This is a genomic window from Streptomyces apocyni (assembly GCF_009739465.1).
Taxonomy (GTDB): domain Bacteria; phylum Actinomycetota; class Actinomycetes; order Streptomycetales; family Streptomycetaceae; genus Streptomyces; species Streptomyces apocyni.
Genome location: NZ_WHOM01000036.1, coordinates 55,585 through 74,566, shown reverse-complemented (window position 1 = coordinate 74,566; position 18,982 = coordinate 55,585). Strand labels below are relative to the sequence as shown.

General features: G+C 70.2%; 19 protein-coding genes, 1 tRNA gene and 1 pseudogene. 11 read left to right on the top strand and 10 right to left on the bottom strand.

Features of this window, described 5'->3' with window-relative positions; genetic code table 11:
• Positions 1-87: 87 nt before the first annotated feature.
• Together arsB and GCN81_RS04065 are read right to left on the bottom strand one after the other, a co-directional pair.
• On the bottom strand, positions 88-1,188 hold the full coding sequence (arsB, locus tag GCN81_RS04070) for an ACR3 family arsenite efflux transporter (protein ID WP_156722048.1): 1,101 nt from the start codon (positions 1,186-1,188) through the stop codon (positions 88-90).
• Positions 1,185-1,493: an ArsR/SmtB family transcription factor gene (locus GCN81_RS04065; RefSeq protein WP_156722047.1), complete on the bottom strand. Its 309-nt coding sequence runs from the start codon at positions 1,491-1,493 to the stop codon at positions 1,185-1,187. The genes arsB and GCN81_RS04065 overlap by 4 nt, the downstream gene beginning before the upstream one ends.
• 74 nt (positions 1,494-1,567) lie before the next feature.
• Between GCN81_RS04065 and GCN81_RS04060 the strand changes: the two genes are divergently transcribed.
• The 9 genes from GCN81_RS04060 to GCN81_RS04020 all read left to right on the top strand — a co-directional run bounded on the left by GCN81_RS04060 (position 1,568) and on the right by GCN81_RS04020 (position 10,395).
• On the top strand, positions 1,568-2,209 hold the full coding sequence (locus tag GCN81_RS04060) for an arsenate-mycothiol transferase ArsC (protein WP_156722046.1): 642 nt from the start codon (positions 1,568-1,570) through the stop codon (positions 2,207-2,209).
• 49 nt (positions 2,210-2,258) lie between these two features.
• Positions 2,259-2,678, top strand: a complete 420-nt coding sequence (locus tag GCN81_RS04055; protein ID WP_156722045.1) for an arsenate reductase ArsC — start codon at positions 2,259-2,261, stop codon at positions 2,676-2,678.
• Positions 2,679-2,787: 109 nt separating this feature from the next.
• Positions 2,788-4,452: a helix-turn-helix transcriptional regulator gene (locus tag GCN81_RS04050; RefSeq protein WP_231626356.1), complete on the top strand. Its 1,665-nt coding sequence runs from the start codon at positions 2,788-2,790 to the stop codon at positions 4,450-4,452.
• 161 nt (positions 4,453-4,613) lie between these two features.
• Positions 4,614-5,978 carry an FAD-binding oxidoreductase gene (locus GCN81_RS04045; protein WP_156722043.1) on the top strand — a complete coding sequence of 455 codons (1,365 nt, stop codon included), beginning with the start codon at positions 4,614-4,616 and terminating at the stop codon, positions 5,976-5,978.
• Between the two features lie 451 nt (positions 5,979-6,429).
• A complete protein-coding gene (locus GCN81_RS04040; protein WP_197287465.1) occupies positions 6,430-8,358 on the top strand; it encodes an ATP-binding protein in 1,929 nt (642 codons plus the stop codon).
• Positions 8,359-8,425: 67 nt separating this feature from the next.
• Positions 8,426-8,869 (top strand): roadblock/LC7 domain-containing protein, encoded by a 444-nt coding sequence (locus GCN81_RS04035; RefSeq protein WP_156722042.1) that lies wholly within the window; start codon positions 8,426-8,428, stop codon positions 8,867-8,869.
• Positions 8,870-8,871: 2 nt separating this feature from the next.
• A complete protein-coding gene (locus tag GCN81_RS04030; RefSeq protein ID WP_156722041.1) occupies positions 8,872-9,246 on the top strand; it encodes a DUF742 domain-containing protein in 375 nt (124 codons plus the stop codon).
• The gene (locus GCN81_RS04025; protein WP_156722040.1) at positions 9,224-9,829 is read left to right on the top strand and encodes a GTP-binding protein; all 606 of its coding nucleotides are present in this window, start codon (positions 9,224-9,226) and stop codon (positions 9,827-9,829) included. Before GCN81_RS04030 ends, GCN81_RS04025 begins: the two co-directional genes overlap by 23 nt.
• Positions 9,826-10,395, top strand: a complete 570-nt coding sequence (locus GCN81_RS04020; protein ID WP_156722039.1) for a GAF domain-containing protein — start codon at positions 9,826-9,828, stop codon at positions 10,393-10,395. The genes GCN81_RS04025 and GCN81_RS04020 overlap by 4 nt, the downstream gene beginning before the upstream one ends.
• A 65-nt stretch (positions 10,396-10,460) precedes the next feature.
• Here the strand turns inward: GCN81_RS04020 and GCN81_RS04015 are convergent, their stop codons facing one another.
• Positions 10,461-11,663: an acyl-CoA dehydrogenase family protein gene (locus tag GCN81_RS04015; RefSeq protein ID WP_156722038.1), complete on the bottom strand. Its 1,203-nt coding sequence runs from the start codon at positions 11,661-11,663 to the stop codon at positions 10,461-10,463.
• A 562-nt stretch (positions 11,664-12,225) separates the two neighbouring features.
• On the opposite strand from GCN81_RS04015, the gene GCN81_RS04010 reads away from it, so the two are divergent.
• Entirely contained in the window at positions 12,226-12,585 is a 360-nt protein-coding gene (locus GCN81_RS04010; protein WP_156722037.1) for an MmcQ/YjbR family DNA-binding protein, read from the top strand.
• 118 nt (positions 12,586-12,703) lie between these two features.
• A tRNA-Pro gene (locus GCN81_RS04005) sits at positions 12,704-12,777 on the top strand.
• Between the two features lie 97 nt (positions 12,778-12,874).
• On the opposite strand, the pseudogene GCN81_RS32830 reads toward GCN81_RS04005, so the two are convergent.
• From GCN81_RS32830 to GCN81_RS03970, 7 genes and pseudogenes are all read right to left on the bottom strand, one after another.
• Positions 12,875-14,056, bottom strand: a pseudogene (locus tag GCN81_RS32830) (tyrosine-type recombinase/integrase).
• Entirely contained in the window at positions 14,056-14,379 is a 324-nt protein-coding gene (locus GCN81_RS31720) for a hypothetical protein (RefSeq protein ID WP_197287464.1), read from the bottom strand. Before GCN81_RS31720 ends, GCN81_RS32830 begins: the two are co-directional and overlap by 1 nt.
• A gap of 126 nt (positions 14,380-14,505) precedes the next feature.
• A complete protein-coding gene (locus GCN81_RS03990; protein ID WP_156722036.1) occupies positions 14,506-15,318 on the bottom strand; it encodes a hypothetical protein in 813 nt (270 codons plus the stop codon).
• Positions 15,315-16,919, bottom strand: coding sequence for a DUF2589 domain-containing protein (locus tag GCN81_RS03985; RefSeq protein WP_156722035.1), 1,605 nt, complete (start codon positions 16,917-16,919; stop codon positions 15,315-15,317). The genes GCN81_RS03990 and GCN81_RS03985 overlap by 4 nt, the downstream gene beginning before the upstream one ends.
• Complete coding sequence (locus tag GCN81_RS03980) at positions 16,916-17,278, bottom strand: hypothetical protein (protein ID WP_156722034.1); 363 nt, start codon at positions 17,276-17,278, stop codon at positions 16,916-16,918. The genes GCN81_RS03985 and GCN81_RS03980 overlap by 4 nt, the downstream gene beginning before the upstream one ends.
• 258 nt (positions 17,279-17,536) lie before the next feature.
• The gene (locus GCN81_RS03975) at positions 17,537-18,286 is read right to left on the bottom strand and encodes a DUF2589 domain-containing protein (protein ID WP_156722033.1); all 750 of its coding nucleotides are present in this window, start codon (positions 18,284-18,286) and stop codon (positions 17,537-17,539) included.
• 321 nt (positions 18,287-18,607) lie between these two features.
• A complete protein-coding gene (locus GCN81_RS03970) occupies positions 18,608-18,823 on the bottom strand; it encodes a hypothetical protein (RefSeq protein WP_156722032.1) in 216 nt (71 codons plus the stop codon).
• Between the last annotated feature and the right edge of the window lie 159 nt (positions 18,824-18,982).

Below are 18,982 nucleotides of genomic sequence, written 5' to 3'. Positions count from 1 at the left end.
TCGGGGCCCGGTACCGCGGTCAGCGGCCTCCGGAGGGTGTCGTCACGCCGACGCCGACGCCGATGACCACCACGGCCACATGGGACGTCATGAACTCAGGCGCGTGGCCGTGAATTTCTTGCGCCAGGCCAGCGCCACGTACACAAGGGCGATCAGGACCGGCACCTCGATGAGTGGGCCGACCACGCCCGAGAGGGCCTGCCCGGAGGTGACGCCGAAGGTGGCGATGGCGACCGCGATGGCCAGCTCGAAGTTGTTGCCCGCCGCGGTGAACGCCAGGGTGGCGGTCCGGTCGTAGGCGAGGCCGATGGCCTTGCCGAGCAGGAACGTACCGAAGAACATGATCGCGAAGTAGACGAGCAGCGGCAGCGCGATGCGGACCACGTCCAGCGGCTGCGAGGTGATGGTCTTCCCCTGCAGGGCGAACAGGATGACGATCGTGAACAGCAGCCCGTACAGCGCCCACGGGCCGATCTTCGGCAGGAAGCCGGACTCGTACCGCTCGCGGCCGAGCTTCTTCTCGCCGATCCGGCGGGTCAGGAAACCGGCCGCCAGGGGCACGCCGAGGAAGATGACCACGTTCAGGGCGATCTTCCCCATGGAGATGTCCAGCTGTTCGCCCTCTCCGAGGCCAAGCCAACCGGGCAGCAGGTCGAGGTAGAACCAGCCCAGTACGCCGAAGGCGATGACCTGGAAGACCGAGTTCAGCGCGACCAGGACGGCCGCGGCCTCGCGGTCACCGCAGGCCAGGTCGTTCCAGATGATGACCATGGCGATGCAGCGGGCGAGCCCGACGATGATCAGGCCGGTGCGGTACTCCGGCAGATCCGGCAGGAAGATCCACGCGAGGGCGAACATCACCGCCGGACCGGCGATCCAGTTGATGACCAGCGACGACACCATCAGCTTCTTGTCGCCGGTGACCACGTCAAGCTTGTCGTAGCGGACCTTGGCCAGCACCGGGTACATCATGATCAGCAGGCCGACGGCGATCGGCAGGGAGATGCCGCCGATCTCCACCTTGGCCAGGGCGTCGTTGAGGCCGGGGATCGCGCGGCCCAGGCCGAGGCCGAGGGCCATGGCGAGCAGGATCCAGACGGCGAGGAAGCGGTCGAGTGTCGACAGCTTCGCGACGACCGAAGGCTCCTCGATCGTCGCGGTGGTGGCGGGTGGCTCGGTGCGGGTCACGGGCAGGCCCTCTTGTTGTCGGCGGCGTTGCGGGCGTTCTCGGCCAGCTCGGTGAACTGGCCGGCGAGCTGGGCGATGACGTCCGGGCGCAGCCTGTAGTAGGTGAAGCGGCCGCACGGCTCCGTCTCCACGACCCCGGCCTCGCGCAGCACTCTCAGGTGGTTGGAGAGGTTGGTCTGCTTGGCGCCGGTCTCCTCCACCAGGTGGGTGGTGCACAGCGTCTCGCGGGCGAGCAGGGTCACGATCTGCAGCCTGAGCGGGTCGGCGAGCACCCGGATCAGTTCAGTGTCGACTGACGTCATCATGGGCTGATACTGTCACATCACCCGGAGCTGATACCAGCCCGGGCTGACCTATAGGCCCGTCGAAAGGGTCTCCCATGTCCGCCTCCCCGTCACTTCCGCCCGTTCTGCCTGAGGGGCGTCTGGCCGCAGGCGTCGCCCGGCTCGCCCACCGGCATGTCGGCCGCTTCGCCATGGAGACCGTGCAGGCGGTGCTTGCCGACTCCTACTGCCGCCTGGCCGCCACCGCCCGCGTGCACACCCACCTGGTGGTGCTGGCCGAACGGCTGGCCGGCGAGCGGCTGGAAGCTCTCGCGCACGTCGCGGGAGCCCCGGGCAGCGGGCTGCCGCGGGTGCTGTTCGTGTGCAGCCACAACGCCGGGCGCTCGCAGATGGCCGCCGCTCTGCTCGCTCACCGCGCGGGCGGCCAGGTGGTGGTGTCCTCGGCGGGCACCCACCCCGCCGGTGAGGTGGAGCGCGGCGTCGCCCAGGTCCTCATGGAGGCGGGCATCGACCTCGCCGAGGCGTACCCGAAGCCACTGACCGACGACGTGGTCCGGGCCGCCGACATCGTGATCACCATGGGCTGCGGGGATGCCTGCCCCGTGGTGCCCGGCCGCCGCTACCTCGACTGGCCCGTCCTCGATCCCGACGGCGCCCCGATCGCTGTCGTACGGCAGATCCGCGACGCCATCGACGCACACATCACCGACCTGCTCGCCACCCTGCCGACCAGCTGAACCCCGCACCCCGTACCACCTGTTGACCCACTTCGTGAAGGAAGAACGCATGTCCTCCGCCCCGCTCTCCTCCGTGCTGTTCGTCTGCGTCCACAACGCCGGGCGCTCGCAGATGGCCGCCGGATTCCTCTCCCACCTCGCGGGCGACCGCGTCGAGGTCCGGTCGGCTGGCTCGGTCCCCGGCGACCAGGTCAACCCGGCCGCCGTAGAGGCCATGGAGGAGGTCGGCATCGATATCTCCGCCGCCAAGCCCAAGGTCCTGACCACCGAGGCCGTCCAGGCGTCCGACTACGTCATCACCATGGGCTGCGGCGACGCCTGCCCGATCTTCCCCGGCAAGAAGTACCTCGACTGGGCCCTGGAAGACCCCGCGGGCAAGGGCGTGGAGTCCGTACGGCCGATCCGCGATGAGATCAAGGCCCGCATCGAGAACCTCATCGCCGAGATCGACGCCCAACAGGAGGCATGAGCGGCGTAACGCACGCCGACGACGTGGCGGGACGTCGCGGAACCGCCCGCGCACCCAGCGGCCAGGCTGCCCGATGCGGCGGCGGTCCGTGCGTTCCTATCCTGGAGAGGTGACCTCCCAGGAGTCGGCCACCGCCCTGGAGCGGGCCCGCGCGGCCGTCACACAAGAGGACTGGGCCGCGGCGTGCCGATTGTTCCGTGCCCAGGACCGCGCGGTGCTGGCACCCGACGCGCTTGAGGCGTTCGCCGACGCGCTCTGGTGGACCGGGGAGCCCGAGGAGTCCATCGACGTTCGGACCCGGGCCTATGCGGCCCACCACGCGGCCGGTGACCGCCGCGCGGCCGGCGCCGCCGCCTGGATGCTGTACTACGAGTGCCGCGACATCGGCCGCGCCGCGGCCGCCGGTGGCTGGCTCAACCGCGCACGCCACGCATTGGCCGCCGTCCCCGACTGCCTCGAACGCTGCTACCTCGACTGGACCGACGCGGAGGAAGCCCAGGGGGAAGGACGTCACCAGGCCGCCCTGGAAGCCGCCCAGCGCATGGTCCGCACCGCGAGCCGCCATGGCGACCCCGACCTGCTGGCCATGGCCCGGCAGGTCCAGGGCAGCACCCTGCTCGCCCAGGGCCACGTCACCGAGGGGCTGGCCCTGCTGGACGACGCCATGTGCGCCGTCACGGCCGGGGAGCTGTCCCCGCTGTTCACCGGGTGGCTCTACTGCCTCGGTCTCAGCCAGTGCATGGCCGCGGCTGAGCTGGACCGGGCCGTCGAATGGTCCGACGCGTCGATGCGCTGGTGCGCGGCGGCCGGTGGCGACAACCCGTTCCGCGGCCTGTGCCGCATCCACCGGGTACAGGTACTTTCGCTCCAGGGCGACTGGAGCCGCGCCCAGACCGAGGCCGACAAGGTCCGCCTCGACGTGGCCGGGCTGTTGCCCTTCGACCGCGCGACCATCGGCGCCGCGCACTACGAGACCGCGGAGATCCACCGTCGTCGCGGCGACCTGGCGGCCGCCGAAGAGGCCTACACCCGGGCACACGAACACGGCTACCACCCTCAGCCCGGCCTGGCCCTGCTCCGCCTCGCGCAAGGCCGCGCCCAGGAGGCCATCGCCGGACTCCGCCCAGCCCTCGCCGCCACCCCGGCCACCGACCGCCTCGCCCGGGCCGGACTGCTCGCCGCGCTGAACGAGGCCGCGCTGGCCACCGGCGACGTCGCGCAGGCGGCCGACGTCGCCGACGCCCTCACCGCGCTTGCCGCCGAAGCCCACGACCCGGCCCTGCTGCACGCCATGGCGGCCACCGCCCGCGGCGCTGTCGAGCTCGCCCGGCCGCAGCACCCCGGGCGGCTCGACGAGGCGGTACGGCTGCTGCGCCAGGCCCTGAGCCACTGGCTGACGCTCCGCGTCCCGTATCAGGCCGCCCAGGTCCGGATGCTGCTCGCCGCCGCCTGCCAGCGTGCCGGGGACCGGGAGGGTGCGCGGCTGGAGCTGAGCGCCGCGCACCGTGTCTTCGACGGCCTCGGGGCCGCCCCCGACGCCCGCCGTGCCGCCGCGTTGCTGGGCCGCGAACCGCGGCTGCCGGGGCACCTCACCGCCCGGGAGGCCGAGGTGCTGCGGCTGGTCGCGGCGGGCCACTCCAACCGGGAGATCGCCATCAAGCTGACGATCAGCGAACACACCGTCGCCAGGCACCTCAACAACATCTACGCCAAGCTGGACGTCTCCTCGCGCGCCGCCGCCACCGCCTACGCCTTCACCCACGGCCTGGTCTGACCAGACAGGCGCGGGTCTGGGAGGGGCGCGGATCTGACAGGCATGGGCGATTCTGCCCATGGCGGCTCGGAACCTGGGCCGTTTCCGCGATGCGCCGCCCGTTGGCCGGGAGCTACACCGGGAGTACGTGAAGTACCTGCTCCCCGAAAGCTGGTGCCGCCATGACCACCCTCATCGCCGACCCCCTGGAGGAGGCCGTACGCGGCGAGATCGTCCGGCCCGCCGACCCGTCGTACGACGAGGCACGCCGCGTCTACAACGCGCTGCACGACCGGCGCCCCGCCGTCATCGTGCGCGCCGCCGACACCGCTGATGCCATCGCGGCCGTCAGCCATGCCCGGGACAACGCCCTGCCGCTCGCGGTGCGCGGCGGCAGCCATGCCGTCGCCGGTTACGGAACCTGCGACGACGGCCTGGTCCTCGACCTCGGCCGGATGCGTGGCGTCCGGGTCGACCCGGAGCGGCGTACGGCCCGCGCCGAAGGCGGCGCCACCTGGGGCGACTTCAACCACGCCACCCACGCCTACGGACTGGCCACGACCGGCGGCGTCATCTCCACCACCGGCGTCGCCGGACTCACGCTCGGCGGCGGCATGGGCGTACTGTCCCGCCGCTGCGGTCTGAGCTGCGACAACCTGCTGTCCGCTGATGTCGTCACCGCCGACGGCCAGGCGCTGACCGTGGATGAGGACCACCACCCCGACCTGTTCTGGGCCCTGCGCGGCGGAGGCGGCAATTTCGGGGTCGTCACCTCGTTCGAGTTCCGGCTCCACCCTGTCGCCGACATCCTCGGCGGCCCCACCTTCTACCCCCTGGATGAGGACGTGATGCGCCGCTGGCGGGAGCTGGTCGCCGAGGCGCCGGAGGAGTTCAACGCCCTGCTGTTGCTGGTGCTGGGGCCCGTGGTGCCGTTCCTCCCCGAGCGCTGGCACGGCCGTCCGGTGTGCGGCGTCCTCACCTGCTGGACCGGTCCGCCGGAGCAGGACGACCGGGTCCGTGCCCAGCTGGACTCGCTGGGCCCGGTCCTTGGCCAGTACGTCGACCGGATGCCGTACCCCGTGATCAACACCCTCTTCGACGAGGATCTGCCACCCGGCCTCTACCACTACTGGAAGGGCAACTTCAGCCGCGAGTTCACCGACGGCGCCATCGAGGTCCACCGCACCTTCGGCGAGACCATCCCCTCCATGGAGTCCGACACGGCGATCTTCCCCATCGACGGCGCCTGCCAGCGGATCGGCCCCGAGGACACCGCCTTCGCCTACCGCGACGCCGCGTTCTCCGCGGCTTTCGGCGCCTCCTACCGCGACGCGGCCGACACCGAGGCCAACAAGGCCTGGACCCGCGCGTACGACGCCGCGCTGCGCCCGCACACCGAGGAGGCCGGTTACGTCAACTTCATGGACACCGACGACCAGCACCGGGTGCGTGCCAGCTATCGGCAGAACTACGACCGACTGCGCGACGTCAAACGCCGCTACGACCCCGGCAACCTCTTCCGCCTCAACCACAACATCGCGCCTTGATCGGGCACGGCCAGAGCCTCACTGTCTGTGACGGTACGCGCTTCGCGTGGGAGAGCCTTCCGTACGTCCCGGCTCGTCCGGGCGGCCGTGGGTCGCGGGCTCCCAGCGGGCCCGCGGTACGGGGGTGGGCGCGGGGTCCGCTCCCGTACTGGCCGAAAACCGCAGGCGAACAGGCGTACGTGCGTGCGGCGTACGGGCCCCCGGGCATTCGGGCGGCCGTGCGGGGCTTCATACCAGAGCGGGACCACTCTTCGCTGGACTTTGCCAACTGACTCTCTCACACGGCATGTTGGCAACTACTGTGTGTGCCCGTTGGGGCAACGCCGGGATGCCTTCCGACAGCTGGCGTGATCCCGCGCGCCCTGCGGCACGCAGTCTCCGTTCAGTCCAGCCCCACGCACCCCGCACCCTCGCCGCCACAGGCGCGGCGACCCCCCATTCGAGGACGCTGATGTCTCACCCTCGTGAACCGGCCGCACGCGCAGACCGCCGTGAGGGCGGGCGGCACGGCAGGCCGGGGCCGCGCACCGGCCAGCCGCTGCCCGAGACCCTGATACGCCGCCAACTCCTGCGCGGCGCGATCCTTCCGGCCGTCGCCGTGGCCCTGTGCGGAACAGGCGCCGTCCTGTTCGCCCTCCGCCTCACCAACGCCCGGCCGACGCTCGCCCAGTGGACGGTGCTCGCCGCCGCCGCGGCGGTCGCCTGCGCCGGGATCGCGGCCGCCGCGGTGGCCGCGCACCGCAGCACCCAGGCCGTGCTCGGCCGCCTCACCGCCCTGCGCCGCAGCAGCGCCCGGAGCCAGTCCGAGCTGCGCGGCATCGTCGAGGGGCTGCGCCGTGGCGAACGGCCCCCGGCCCGCACCACGCCCGCGTTCCCCGGGCCCTCGGCCGACGAGTTCGACCTGCTCGCCCACGAGCTGGGTCGCGCCCATGACGTCGCGGTGTCCTCCGTGGTCCAGGCCGCACAGCTGTCCAGCCACGCGGGCAACGAACAGAAGGTCGAGGTGTTCGTCAACCTCGCGCGCAGGCTCCAGTCCCTGGTGCACCGCGAGATCCAGCTCCTGGACGAGCTGGAGAACGAGGTCGAGGACCCAGAGCTGCTCAAGGGCCTCTTCCACGTCGACCATCTGGCCACCCGCATCCGACGCCACGCCGAGAACCTCGCCGTGCTCGGCGGCGCCATCTCCCGTAGACAGTGGTCCAACCCGGTCACCACGACCGAGGTGCTGCGCTCGGCGATCGCCGAGGTCGAGCAGTACTCCCGGGTCAAGCTCGTACCCCCGATCGACGGCACACTGCGCGGCCACGCCGTCGCCGACATCATCCACCTGGTGGCCGAACTGGTGGAGAACGCCTCCGTGTTCTCCGCGCCGCACACCCAGGTGCTGCTGCGCGCCAGTTATGTCACGGCGGGGCTCGCCATCGAGGTCGAGGACCGTGGCCTCGGGATGCCCGTCACCGAGCAGAACAAGATGAACACCCTGCTCACCGACCCCGACCAGGTGAATGTCGCCAGCCTGCTCTCGGACGGGCGGATCGGGCTCTTCGTGGTCGCTTCGCTGGCGCGCAGGCATGGCGTCGCGGTACGGCTGCAGACCAACATCTACGGCGGGGTCCAGGCCATCGTCGTACTGCCCCAGGGGCTGCTCGGGGCCGACCAGCCGCAGCAGGGCCACCAGGGCCAGCAAGGCCAGCAGGGTCAGGCTGGCGGGCGGAACGGCGCGCAGTCGTCCTCCGTTCAGCAGCCGTCGGTGGCCGCGCCCGTACCGCTCGCCCAGGACCGGGCCCACGCGCACCCCACGCCGGTCGGCCTGCCGGAACCCACGCAGCCATCGGCGGCACCCCCGCCCCCGCCCGCCCCGGCCCGCACCGTCGCCCCACCGCCGCACAGCCCGGTCGTCCGGCTCCCGCACCAGACGCAGCGGGACGAGGCACTGGTCGCGGGCGGCGGCCCCGCGGCCCCACCGCCCGCGAACGGCACCCCGCTCCCCGCGAACGGCACCCCGCTGCCCCTACGCGCCCCGCACGCGGAGCGCCCCACCCCCGCCGACGCCGTGCCCGGCATCCGCCCCGAGGACCGCGCCACGGCCGGGGAGCACACCCTCGCGGACGCGTCGGCCGACGACGCGGGGCGCGGCGAGCGGGGCCGCCCCCGACTGCCCAAGCGGCGCGCCCAGGAGCACATGGTCCCGGAGCTGCGGAACGGTCCCGTCGCCTCCGCGCGGGACAGCAGTCACCTGGTGGGCCACGACCCGGGCCTGATGGCCGCCTTCCAGCGGGGCATCGGCCTCGCCGAGGACCTGGACCAGGAGCCGGAACCGGATATCGACCCGGCACAGCCATCGCACCACCGTCAGCAGAGGAACGAACCGGCCGGATGACCTCCAGATGAACGCCGTACCACCCCGCCCTTCCCCGACCGCCGTACCCCCAAGGAGTCGATCCACCATGGCGAGCGATGTGCCCACCGGCCACGCCTCCGACCTCGACTGGCTGTTGAGCGGCCTGGTGCAACGCGTACCGCACACCCGCAGCGCGGTCCTGCTCTCCTGCGACGGACTGGTCAAGTCCGTGCACGGCCTGGAACCCGACAGCGCCGACCACATGGCGGCCCTGGCGTCCGGCCTCTACTCACTCGGCCGCAGCGCCGGAGCCAGATTCGGCGACGGCGGCGAGGTCCGCCAGGTCGTCGTCGAACTCGACGACACCCTGCTGTTCGTGTCCACCGCGGGCTCCGGCACCTGCCTCGCGGTGCTCGCTGGCCGCGACGCCGACGCGGCGGTACTCGGCTACGAGATGGCGATGCTGGTCAAGAGCGTACGTCCGTATCTGATCACCCCGGCCAGGCAGCCAGCCGTCACCCCCGCGGCGCACTCCGCCACGAGGCCTTGAACGTGGCGGCCCCGCAGGACGGGCCGTGGGTCGACGACGCGGCAGGCCGGCTGATCCGTCCGTACACGGTGAGCAACGGCCGGACCAGGCCGTCCGCGCCGTTGGATCTGCTCTCCCTGGTGATGCCCACCGGGGCACTGCCCGCAGGGCAGTTGGGGCCCGAGCACACCCAGGCGCTCGGGCTCTGCGACGGCCGCCCTATCTCGGTCGCGGAGATCGCGGCGCAGCTGAGGCTGCCCGCGGTGGTGACCAAGGTGCTGCTGTCCGATCTCGTCGACTGTGGGGTGCTCACCGCCAAGGCCCCCGGTTTCCGTCACCACCCGACCGACCGGTCCCTACTGGAGGCAGTGCTCGATGGTCTACGACGACGGCTCTGACGGCTCTGAAGAGCCCTTCCCGAACGCGCTGAAGATCCTGATCGCGGGCGGGTTCGGGGTCGGCAAGACGACCTTCGTGGGCGCGGTCAGCGAGATCGAGCCGCTGAGCACGGAGGAACTGCTCACCACGGTCAGCGCGGCGACCGACAGCCTGGACGGCGTCGAACACAAGACCACCACGACCGTGGCCATGGACTTCGGACGGATCACGCTCGACGACCGGCATGTGCTCTACCTCTTCGGCACCCCTGGTCAGGAGCGGTTCTGGTTCATGTGGGACGAACTGTCCGAAGGCGCCCTCGGGGCCATCATCCTGGCCGACACCCGGCGCTTGGAGGACTGTTTCGCGGCCGTCGACTTCTTCGAGCACCGAGGCGTCAGATTCGTGGTTGCGGTCAACGAGTTCGACGGCGCGTACCGCTACGACCCCGACGAGGTGCGCGCGGCCATAGACCTGGGCCCCGAGGTGCCGGTGGCGCTCTGCGACGCCCGTATCTCCAGCTCCGGTATCCAGACCCTGCTGGCGCTGGTCCAGCACCTGCTCAACCCCATCCAGGCATCGATCCACGGAGCGCGCACATGATGTACGACCCGACCGGGCACCTGCTGCTCACCCCCGTCGACAACGACGCGCCCGCCCGTGTCCAGCGGCTTCGGCGGCTCGGCCTCGGCGAGCACGCGGACCCCGCCTTCGACGCGTTCGCCGACCGGCTGGCCGAGGTCACCGGAGCGCCGTTCTCGATGGTCAACTTCATCGACGAGAACCGGCAGTTCTTCGCCGGGCTGCACACCCCGGCGGGCGCTCCGTCCGGCGCCGAACTGGGGGCAGCGGCGGCGGGCACGGGGGTGAGCCGCTATATGGACCGGGACCACGGCTACTGCCCGCATGTGGTGGTACGCCGCAAGGCCCTGGTCCTCGAGGACGTCTGCGACTACCCGAGGTTCGCCGGGAACCCGGTGGTCGACGAGATCGGCATCCGCTCCTACCTGGGGGCGCCGCTCATCGACCGTACGGGCATCGCGCTCGGCACGATCTGCGTCGTCGACACGGAGCCCCGCCCGTGGGGGCGGCCGGGGCTCGAAACGATCAAATCGCTGGCCGCGGAACTGGTCGCGCAGTTGAACCGCCGCGAGGACGGCGGTATCTGACGCCTGAGACACCGCGCCTGGATTCACCACGCCCGGACGCCATGGCCGGACGCCTCGACACGTCCCTATACGGCGGACTCCAGATCGGTACGGACCAGATCGGCCAGCCGCTCCGACCAGCTGCCCTTGGCCGTTCCCAGCGCGACCTCGGCCAGCCGCAGCAGTTGGATGTCCGAGGTTCCGGCGGGCGCGAAGATGTGGTGCGCGTCGCGCAGGTACCGCTCGACGGGCCGGTCCGTGAAGAGTCCCGCCGCGGCGTGCACTTCCATGGCCGTACGCGCCGAGTCCAGTGCCGACTCGACGTTGACCAGCTTGGCGTTCATCAACTCGGCGTCGCAGGACCGGCCCTCGTCCAGCAGCCGCGCCGCGTGGTAGGCGGCGAGCCGCCCGGTCATCAGCCGGGACTGCATCTGGCCCAACTTGAGCTTGATGTTGGTCAGTTCGTGCAGCGGCTTGCCGTAGCGCTGCCGCTCCACGCTGAACCGGGTGGTCTCCTCGACCAGCGCCTGATGGATGCCGAGCGACACGGCGGTCAGGTTCGCCCGCCCGTACAGCACGCTGGAGGAGTATGCGACGGCGAGTCCGTCCCCCTCCTCGCCGAGCCGGTTCGCCGCGGGCACGCGGCAGTTGTCGAAGATCAGCTCGCCGAAGCTGAAGCCGTGCAGGCCCATCGTGGGCCGCTCCTCGGCCAGCGAGAAGCCGGGCCGCCAGGACTCGACCAGCACCGCCGTGAGGCCCTTCGAACCGGGCCCGGTACGGACCACGACGCCGTGCAGATCCCCGACATGGCTGTTGCCCACGTACACCTTGCGGCCGTTGAGTACGTAGTCGTCGCCGTCCCGTACGGCGCTCGCCGCCATCCCCAGTACGTGACCGCCCGAGTCGGTCTCCGTGACGGCGATCGTCGGCAGGCACTCACCGGCCGCGACGGCGGGCAGCCAGGTCTTCTTCTGTTCGTCGCTCCCGAAGTGGACGATCTTGGCAACGCCCAGCTGGGAGGCCTGCACCATGGCGCCCATGGCCCCGCTGACCCGGGAGAGCTCCTCGATGATGATGGTCTTGGCGAGGTGCCCCGCGCCCATGCCGCCGTGCTCCTTGGCGATGGTCGCACCGATCCAGCCCTGTCGGGCGATCAGCCGGGACAGGTCGTACTGAACGGCTCGGGTGGCTTCCATCGCGGCTATCCGGGGGCGGACCTCCCGTTCGGCGAAGCCCCGTACGTCTTCCCTGAGCTGGTGGTGGCGCCGACTGGTGAAGTAGCTGTCCATCGCGAGCCCTCTTCCGCGAAACGCCTGCCCGCAAAGTTGTTCGAGCAGGTGGTGCCTGCGCCGTGGCCCCGTCCCAGACCGGCCACCCCTGCCCGTCTGGTCCACCCCCCAGACATGCCCACCGGACATCTCGCTGCCACATGCCGTCGGCAATGCTTTCTCGGGTGAGTGGCCGACACGGATCGGTCAGACGGACAGAGAGGCGCGAAGTACCCTCAACGAGGGAGGGGATTCGGACATCTTCGACCACGTGTGTGCGGCTCGTGTGCGGTCGTGTGCGGCGCCCTTCCTTCCCGACGAACCCCCTACGGCGCACGGCGGACCCCCCGCGTCTCGTGTGTCACGCGCACCGTCGCACCGCGCCGCGCAAGTCGGACCGGCAGCCGCCGAGCGAATGGCCGGAAGTCGAGCATCGGACCCGTACCTGTCCGGCCGTCAGCCACACCTCGGCGTCCGCCGTGCCGGTAGCGCGTGGGTGCATCCAACGGCGCGTGGGCGGCGCGCGGAACCGCTCGCGACCCTGGCTCCGGCGACTGTCAGTGGCGTGTCCTACGGTCATGCCATGACCACGTCCGACGATGTGCGCACCCACGCGCTCGCCCTGCCCGAGACCGCCGAGAAGATCGCGTGGTCCATGCCGACCTTCCGGGTCGCGGGGAAGATGTTCGCCACGCTCCCCGAGGACGAAACCTCGATGGCGGTCCGGTGTCCCAAGGAAGAGCGGGACGAACTGGTACTGGCCGAGCCCGAGAAGTTCTGGATCGCCGACCACGAGGCCATGTTCGCCTGGGTCCGGGTGCGGCTGTCCGCGCTGGAGGACACCGCCGAGCTACGGGACATCCTCGCCGACTCCTGGTGGCAGTCCGCGCCGAGCAGACTCCTTGAGGCGCACCCGGAGTTGGGACCGCCGACCGCTGACTGAGGCGCGCGCCCCCGGCCCGCTGCCGAGCGCCACGACAACGGATTTACGACCACTGTCCCAAGTGCGGTATTGTTTCCGTGCGCGTTCGGCCGGGGGAAACCCCAGGTCATACGGGCATCGGGACGTGGCGCAGCTTGGTAGCGCACTTGACTGGGGGTCAAGGGGTCGCAGGTTCAAATCCTGTCGTCCCGACTCGAGAGAGTCGCAGGTCAGGGGCCGTTTCAGAGCAATCTGAAACGGCCCCTTGATCGCTTCTGGGGACCAGTTGGGGACCAACCCGTCTTGACCGTCAGCCAGCGACCGCGATCGGGCTCGGCAGGGACCGGGGTGCGCGGAGCACGCTGGGGTGTGCCGAGAGAGCCGCGCCTGCGGCGGTGATCTTGTGCACGTCGGGGTGCAGGTAACGCTGCGTAGTGGTGAGTGAGCCGTGTCCGGCGATCTTGCGCAGGACGTGTACCTGGACCCCGGCATCGGCGAACCAGGTGAGTCCGGTGTGCCGGAGATCATGGCGGCGTAGGTGCTCGTAGCCGAGCCTGGTGACGACATCGTCCCAGTGGGTCGCGTCGCGCAGGACCGCGGTGGAGATGCGGCCTCCGCGGGGTCCGGTGAACATGCGGGCATCCGGGTCGGGACCGGCTGCTAGGACGCGCTGTGCGACGAGCGGGCGGATCTCCTCGATGATCGGGACCTGGCGAGCCCGTTTGCCTTTCGTTCCCTTGTCGATCAGGCCGCCTGGGGCTGGGGTGGTCTGGCGCCGGACGGTCCAGATCCAGTTGGTGGTGTCGATGTCCCCGACGCGACAGCCCGAGACCTCGCCGATGACGTGCCGCGGTACTCGCGGCGAAGAGGACGACCTCTCTCCAGCCGCGGTACTGGCCGTAGGAGGCGGCCACGAGTGCCTCGGCCAGTTCGACGAGCGTTTCCCAGGCGGGCAGGGCCAGGGCTCGCGGGTCGAGGAGTTCGTCCTCGGCCTGTTTGTAGAGCTTCTGCCACCCTGTCACGCGGGCCGAGTTGACCTTGATGACTCCGTCCCGGACAGCCTGCTCCATGACGTGGACCAGGACGGCGATGGTGTTCTTGACGGTTGAGCGGCCGTGCTCGTCGGCGATCCAGTTCTGGACCGTCCGGTCGACGGCGCCGTTAGTGATCACGCGAACGGGCAGGTGCCCCAGCGCGGGAACCACGCGCACCTCCAACCGCGCAGGGCCAGATCCATGTTTGCCTCGCCGTAGTCGGCGAGCTTCATGGTGGCCACCGAGGGGGTGAGTCCGGCTTCTGCGGCCTCCACGATCGCCTGGATCCATGCGTTGGCCGCGTCCTCGTCTTCCTGTGCCTCGGATACGGACATTCGGCGCTTGGTCGTGGGGTCCGACCATCGGACGCGGGCGCGGTAGGGGTTCGCCCGGTTGGGCCGGTATTCGACGTCTGCGGAGAGGCTTACGCCGACAGGAACGGTTTCTATATGGGCCATCAAGCCGCCCGGTTGGGGGCGATGCGGCGGCTGCGCAGCCATTCCTCGACGCCTACCGCGCTGTACATGACGATCCGCGCGGAGATGGACAGGTCAATGCGGAGGCGAGTGGCGAGGTCCTTGGTGGAGTACCAGGCGCTGGCGAGGAGGGGTGGGTGGCTGTCTGCCGTGTTGCCTTCGTGGCAGCGAGGTGCGGGGTGCGGGGTGGCTTCCTTCTCGGGGTGCGGCGCGGCGAAGTCCGTAGCGGCTATGGGTGTGGCGGGCAAGGGCGAGTGATCTCCGGGGGGTGCCTCTATGTCCTTGGTCAAGCCGGAGCTGGTCATGCGACGGCTGCTTCGGGAAGGCGGGGTTCGTAGAAGGTGCCGTCGCGGGGCATGGCGAACAGCACGCTGATCCGTTGTCGAGCGAGGCGGGTCACCCCCGGTTAGTACTCCAGTCGGCCGGGCGGGTCAAACGCGTTCTGGTGTGCCGAGGGCATGGCGCAGTTTTGACACCGCGGCGGCGAGCGCGGTCAGGGCGGGCGGGGCGTTCGGGTCGAGGGTTTCAGGGTGGGGAGCGCGTGCGGTGAGGCGGGTGTCGACCGGTGGCCCGCCCGCGCACCACGTGCACACGGCTGTGGCCAGGTCTTCCACGGCCCGCACGGCCGCGGTGGCGGCCGGGTGGCCGGGCGCCTGGGCGGTCAGCTGCTCGACGCAGCGGTACAGGTTCGGCAGGTGTCTCCAGGCCGCGATGGCCCGCTGGGCCGACGCAGAGAATCCGCCGCTGTCGGCGGTCGGTGGGGCGGGGGTGAGTGCGGCCGCGACGAGATCGTCGGCGAGGGGCCGGGGGCCCGGTCGGGCGGTCAATCGGATGGTGGCGGTCATGGTCCTGGTGGCGGTCGATGTCGGGATCGCGGGGCGCAGGACGCCGTCGGGTCCGGGTGGTGCGGGGATGGTCAGGTGAAGGGTGATGCGAGCGGATTCGACGCTGTAGAGGGGCCAGCCGCACAGGTCGGCGAGGGCGATGTGCCGGGTGCTGCGGCCGGGGCCGGCGGCGGCCGCGGTCTGCGCGACGGGCTGCGGGTGGCCGTCGTCGTCGGCCGTGAGCAGGGTCCGGGCCGTACTCGCCAGTCCAGCGCCCACCGCGTCGACGTGTCCGTCCAGCACGGTGTGGCAGGCCTGGGCGAGCAGCGCGGCCAGAGGCGTGGCCTGTCCCGGGCCCTCCTCCCCTTCCGCGCGCAGCGCGGGCGCCCGACCAGTGCCGGCGTCGTCCGCGCAGGTCACGGGCTGTCCAGGTAGGCGACTTCGGTCACCGGGTCGAGTTCGGTGTCGATGAGGTGACTCCAGAACGGGCGGGCTGCCTCGTTCCAGGCCCGAGCGGCAGGGTTCCACGCGTCCGGTTGGATCCGCGACTTGCCGTATTTGTCCACGCCCCAGTTGGCGTCATCGATAAGTCCGTTGAAGTATCCGAACCTTTTCCTGACGTCCTGCATGCTTTTGTCTGGGATCCGTTTCCCGAGCTGCAAAGCCTCTTTGGCGGCATCCCATGCTGTACAGGCGTGTTCGCGGGCCTTGATCATCTGGTTGAGGGGGGCCTTCGGCTGGTCATAAAGGTCTCTGAGTTGTTTCGCCGGCTCTTCAAGCTGCCTCAGCGATCGTGTGCACTCGTCGATCTCTTCGCTGCTCATCCGGGTGTCGGCGCGGAAGTCGACGGGTACCGTGCCGCGTACCAGTGCGTCCCACACCGCCTCGGCGGCTGCGGCCAGACCGTCTTGTGCGGTCCGGGACTCGGGGCTTTGGAGGGACGGGGACCACATCTCCCGGATCGCCTCAGCGGTTTCGTTGTAGCGATCCAGAGTTTCGGTGACGACAGTCTCCGGCTGCTCGTACTTGCGAGCGATGCAGCCTTGGGCGACGGCCCCTTCGAGGTCGCGAAGCCGCTCAGGCAGACCTTCCAGGCCCGGCGGAGCATCACGGAGTGCCGCGACGGCGGCCTCGAACCGGAGGCGCAGCTGTTCCACGGTGGGCGGGCCGAATTCGGCGACCGGCGCGCCCGGCAGGAGGGCGTTCCACACGTTCCTGGCGGCGGCGATGAAGGTCCACCGCAGCTGCGTCATGGTCTCCGGTTCGGTGTGCCGGTCGATCCAGGTCAGTTTCTGGCACTGGTTGTTCCAGTTCTGGTGGAGCTGGGGAATCTTCTCCAGGAGTCCGTCGCGGTAGGCGCTCACCGCGTCCGTGACGCTTTCCTTCAGCTGCCACAGCTGCTGCAGCCACTCCCGTACCCCCACGCCGCTCCCGGTGGAGTCGTCGCGGGCGACGGTGTCGATGAACGCGGCGGCGGCCGTGCGGAACGCCTCGGCCTGCTCCAGCACCTGGTACCAGACGCTGTCACGGTCGCTGACGGCTGCGTCGAGCAACTGGGACAGCCGGCTGCTGCCCAGCAGGTCGCGCTGCTTGAGGGTGGACTCGATGGTCAGGGTGGCATTTTTGTCGCTCTTGTGGACGATGCGTCCCTTCAGCCGGGGCATCGTCCCCTCCGCCGGTACCCCGCTACCTGAGGTCGAGGTATAGGCGGACCCGTTCTCGGTGCTTTGGCTGATCAGGTGCAGGCTCATGCTGATCGCGGCCTTGTCGATGCTGATGGCCGGCGGGTTGACCAGCGACAGCAGCGGCACGGTGGCGTGCACGGTACGCACCTGCGGGCCGTCTTCCGTCGCCTCGGTGCGCTGGTAGGCGAAGCGGAACGGCTTCGCGGTCCCGTCCTTCTCGAAACCGAGCTCCCGGACCAGCTCGACCGCCTCGCGTGCGGCCAGGCTCTGCCCGTGGACCACCGCCTGGTACGCCGCGCCGAGCAGCGTGCCGACGGGGACGTCGTCGTCGCTCATCGCTCGTCTCCCGTGACTCCGGCGGGGACGATGTGCTGGCGGCCGTCGACTTCGATCCGCTCCACCGGTTGGTTGCGAACGGTGAACGAGACGGTGTTCACGTGCGTGGCATCGGCGAGGGCCTGCTGGTCGACGGCGATGTGGACGTCTTGCCCTACCTGGCTGGGAGCGGCCGGAGCTGAGGGAGCGACCGGGTCGGCTACGAAGGAAACGGTGAAGGTAACGTCGTCGATGACCATCTGCGGCTGGATTCCCACACAGTCGCTGTCCGGCTCCTGGGCCTGGCGCACCGTCTGGTCGGCTTCGGCCACGGCCTGCTGCAGGCCCTGCAGCAGCCCCCGCATCGTCAACTCACTCATAAGATTCCTTGGTTAGCTAGATCTCCGGCTCGCGCCTCATCGGCGGTGACAGTACGCACCGATATTTTCGGCGATCATGAGCAATCCGGACGGGGAATGTGGGAGGGGACGGGCCGTGCAGGAGAATCCTCCGGCGTGGCCCGGATGAAGGATGGGCGGACCGGGGCGGCACCGGGAGCCGGTACCGGGACCGGGACGGCGCGGTGCCGTCCCGGCTCCGCGCAGACGTGCGTAGGAGGATTCAGGCGTCGGAGTCGGTCAGTTCGCTTGCGAGTTGTCCGGCCTGACGGTGACGGCATTGTCGGTCAGCATCGACAGGATTTTCTCCATGCCGCCCGGCATTGGTCCCTGCTCGGCCTCCACGCGGACCGTCATTGCCGCACTCCGGCTGACGGTGTCGGAACTCGAACTGCTCGAGTCGTAGCTGGCCTTGAGTGAGGCTTTGACGCCCCAGAAGCCGGCACTGGCCGACGTCTCGGCTCCGATCTTCTGCTCCTGCTTCCGGGTCGAGACCGAGTCGATCTTCACATTGAAGTCGAGGCTCACCTTGGAGAGCTGCAGGTAGGGAATCGGCACCACGGTGAGAAGAGGCACCTCCACCTTCTTTACCACGTCACTATGCCCGGTGGTGCCATCGGTTTGTGTGGGTTCCGTCGAGGTGTAGGAGAACGCCACCGTCTGGGCGTGGCCCTTTTCGTTGAAGCCGACGCTCTTGATGAACTGCGCGGTCTCGTTCGCGGCCATCGCGCTGGACCGGATGACTCCCTGCAGCGGTCCGCCGATGATCTGCTCGAACGGCAGCGACAGTTCCGCCCCTAGATCGACCGGCGGCTTCATCTCCTGGCTGCCCGGGCCGAGCGGGCCGCCGAGCACGGACGGTGCAAAGTCCGCGTCGCCGGACCCGCCCGGGGCGGGCTTCCTGGCTGGCGCCTTCGCTGCCTTCGCCGCTGTCGCTTTCGCCGCCGATGTCCTCTTCCTCGCCGGACTCGTCTTCTTCGCCTCCGCCATCGCTCACTCCCTCAACCAGGTACTGGATCTTGAAGTGATCCTTTTCCGGGCCCGTTCCGCCCGCTCTCCCGACACGCCAGAGCCCCGGAAAGGAGTACCGGCGCGCAGCAAAGCCAGCGGCGCCACCGGACCTCTCGGATCTCCAGGTGCACCGGCGTGTCGGGTCCGCGGTGGGGCAGGAGCTGCGTGCCGACTGATTGGTGCGGGGCCCGCGCGTGAGCGCACGACCCTCCGCCCCGCACCCTCCGGGTCTCCCGAGGAGGGCCCGACCATGGCCGGAACCCCGACCATGAGGCTGACCACGGCAGGTCAGCCGCCCGGTCAGGCCGGAGCGGTCGCCGGCGCGGGCGCCGCCTCACTCGTCCCGGCCTGGATGACCGCGGACACGAGAGTGCCCAGGGCGCCGGCCGCAGCAAGACCGACCGAGACAGGCACTCGGGATGCCGCGTGGCGGTGGACAAAGTAGACCAGAGGACCGACGGTGGCCATGCCGACGAGCACCAGGAGCAGCAGGACGAGCAGAGCGCGCGTGGACACGAGGTCCCCAGATCCTGCGCGCGGCGGGTTCGCGTGCGATGGAGTGCGGAGCGTGGAGACTCCTCAGCCCTTGCGTCTCGGGCAGAGGCCTGACCTGCACCAATAGCTCAAATGTGGGCTTGGCCAGAGAACTTGGTGCGATGGGTGCTTGGTCGGCGG